At 30.5% G+C, this 2,495-nt stretch carries 3 protein-coding genes, 2 tRNA genes and 1 rRNA gene; 3 read left to right on the forward strand and 3 right to left on the reverse strand.

Annotated elements, in window-relative coordinates; genetic code table 11:
* The first annotated feature begins 13 nt into the window (after window positions 1-13).
* The 3 genes from Q428_RS13705 to rrf all read left to right on the forward strand — a co-directional run bounded on the left by Q428_RS13705 (window position 14) and on the right by rrf (window position 297).
* Window positions 14-90: transfer RNA gene (locus Q428_RS13705), tRNA-Ile, on the forward strand.
* A gap of 9 nt (window positions 91-99) precedes the next feature.
* Window positions 100-175: transfer RNA gene (locus Q428_RS13710), tRNA-Ala, on the forward strand.
* 5 nt (window positions 176-180) lie between these two features.
* Window positions 181-297 (forward strand): 5S ribosomal RNA (rrf, locus tag Q428_RS13715).
* 226 nt (window positions 298-523) lie between these two features.
* On the opposite strand, the gene Q428_RS13720 is transcribed toward rrf, so the two are convergent.
* The 3 genes from Q428_RS13720 to Q428_RS14725 all read right to left on the reverse strand — a co-directional run.
* Window positions 524-1,090, reverse strand: a complete 567-nt coding sequence (locus Q428_RS13720) for a recombinase family protein (RefSeq protein ID WP_035381895.1) — start codon at window positions 1,088-1,090, stop codon at window positions 524-526.
* Between the two features lie 726 nt (window positions 1,091-1,816).
* On the reverse strand, window positions 1,817-2,068 hold the full coding sequence (locus Q428_RS13725; RefSeq protein ID WP_035381897.1) for a hypothetical protein: 252 nt from the start codon (window positions 2,066-2,068) through the stop codon (window positions 1,817-1,819).
* Window positions 2,069-2,070: 2 nt separating this feature from the next.
* Window positions 2,071-2,495: polymorphic toxin-type HINT domain-containing protein (locus Q428_RS14725; protein ID WP_242847863.1), on the reverse strand; the 425-nt coding region annotated here is incomplete at its 5' end.

Genomic DNA, 2,495 nt, shown 5'->3' on the forward strand with positions numbered 1-2,495 from the left:
GCCGGATAAATAAGGGCCTTTAGCTCAGTTGGTTAGAGCAACCGGCTCATAACCGGTTGGTCCGGGGTTCGAGTCCCTGAAGGCCCACCAATTTAATACGGGGATATAGCTCAGCTGGGAGAGCACCTGCCTTGCACGCAGGGGGTCAAGGGTTCGAATCCCTTTATCTCCACCATAAAATCCAGTGACGATAGCCTCGAGGACACACTCCTTCCCATACCGAACAGGACAGTTAAGCTCGAGCACGCCGATGGTACTTTGGGGGAAGCCCCATGGGAGAGTAGGTAGTTGCTGGATTTTTTATTTTGATACCAGAACATGATAATAATAAAAAACTAAGGCTATCACATTAGCAACTTAAAGATGTTAATGTGATAGCCTTAGTTTTTTCATATTCATAAAGGTGTACATATCTATGGAAAATTTTAAGAAACATTGTAATTATGCTAGTTTTCACATATTAAACATGTCTAAATTGAAAAATAAAGGTAGGGAAAAATAACAGCCAGGAGCATACTGTTTTTTATTCTCCTGGCTGATTTTCATATTCTTTTATGATCTTATCTAATGTCGGTCTGGATACTTTTAGTTGCCTCGCTAATTGAGTTTTGTTTATTCGCCTATTCTTATATTCGTCATAATAGCTTTCAAAATCTTCTATTAGTATAGGCTTTCTCCCTTTATATTTGCCTGCTTTTTTTGCAATTGCAATACCTTCTCTTTGGCGTTCTAATGTATTTGTTCTTTCAAATTCATTAATAGCTCCTATAATCGTTAAAATTAGTTTTCCTGTAGGAGTAGATGTATCCAGATTTTCCTTTTTACTAACCAAATGTATGCCTTTTTTTGTTAGACTCTCTACAGTATCCAATAAGTCTTTGGTATTTCTTGCTAAACGACTGAAATCTAAAATATAAATTGTATCGCCTTCTCTGGAAAACTCCAACATTTTTTTGAATTCTGGTCTATTAGTATCTTTTGCACTTATTTTTTCTATAAAAACCTTTTCTAAATTATAATCTTTTAAGCCTTCTATCTGTCTTGCTTCATTTTGGTCAATAGATGAAACACGAATATATCCAATTCTCATTATTTTACCTCTCCACTAAGTCATAATTTAATCATGATGTATAACATCTTTTTTATCTATCTACTACAATTATACCATTTTGTAAAAATAAATTCTATAATATAGTTTACACTTTGTAAAATAATTTTAAAATACACTCTATATTTACAATATATACAAAAAATAAGATATACCATAGTGTAAATTTTAAGTATACCTTATTTTTACATATACTATAATCTATTTTAGTGGTATCACCAACATTTACGACAAAAACCACTTTAAGAATTACATCCGTTGATAATACTATTGTTATGGATATAAATTTAGAAATATTTCAAAAACATATTAAATTCTGTGATACATTTTTATGTTCTATAAGTAGCTTGATTTACATCCTCATTTTATAAAATCATAAAGAGTACAATTGCTCTCTCCTAGTTAACTTTTCATATTTCCTAAAAAAGCATCTACTTTATGTTTCACTAATTTAAATTCTATTTATTCAATGCCAGTTCCCTAATCGATAATTTTTTTTATTGTAATATTATATTATTGTAGGCTTTTGTATCCCTATCATAATCCTAAGTTCAATTTATATTATTTCGCTATTTATTTGAGGTTCATTAGATTAATTATAATAAAGAGGATATCTAAATAATATCCTCTTTATTCTTAACTATTATTAATCTTCTCAAGTATATTGTGTAAATAAGTCATATGGCTGCCATTGTTATATGGTTTCCACTATTGTTCATTTTGTTCATTTAAAAAATCAATTATTTCCTCTAATATTAATCCATATTGATTCGGCTCTGAGTTATCATCTAGGCCTAATGTGCAAAACTGATTAGAAATATAATCTACACAATCATCTAGAAGTTCTTCTTTTTTTTGTTTCGATATAAATTCTTGTACCGATAAAACTTTATCTCTATTAATAGATACAAGATATTCATTTATTATCTTAATATATTCATTTTCATTCTTTCTACTCATATTTACCTCCTATATTTTGAACTTTTGGCCCAAGTAGTAATTATTTTCCCAGCCTTATTCAGTACAACAACCCCTTCTTTACCTACTAATTTAATACTTCCATTTTCAACATTTATTGTAACTTTTTTAGGATTTCTTAATATATTAAGTATTGCTGAAGGCTTAACTCCTACATTGTTTCTACTAATAGCTTGATTTATTCCATGTCTTGTATATCCTGTTACTTTACCTGCAATATACTTTTCTGAACGTGTACACTTGTTATGCACAAGCACACTACTATCACTTACATAGTACGTATGCCAGTCCTTAACCTCAAAGTTATAAACCTTAACAGGTCTTTCTAGCATCTCATGCTGTACCATCTCTACAATTACAATTTTGCCTGATCTTAAAAGTAGTTTATCCCCAGCACGAAGCTTTATTG

The sequence above is a fragment of the Fervidicella metallireducens AeB genome (genome assembly GCF_000601455.1).
Taxonomy (GTDB): domain Bacteria; phylum Bacillota; class Clostridia; order Clostridiales; family Caloramatoraceae; genus Fervidicella; species Fervidicella metallireducens.

Coding starts and splice junctions, on each gene's coding strand:
- Q428_RS13720 (WP_035381895.1), bottom strand. CDS start 1,090: ATGAGAATTGGATATATTCGTGTTTCATCTATTGACCAAAATGAAGCA.
- Q428_RS13725 (WP_035381897.1), bottom strand. CDS start 2,068: ATGAGTAGAAAGAATGAAAATGAATATATTAAGATAATAAATGAATAT.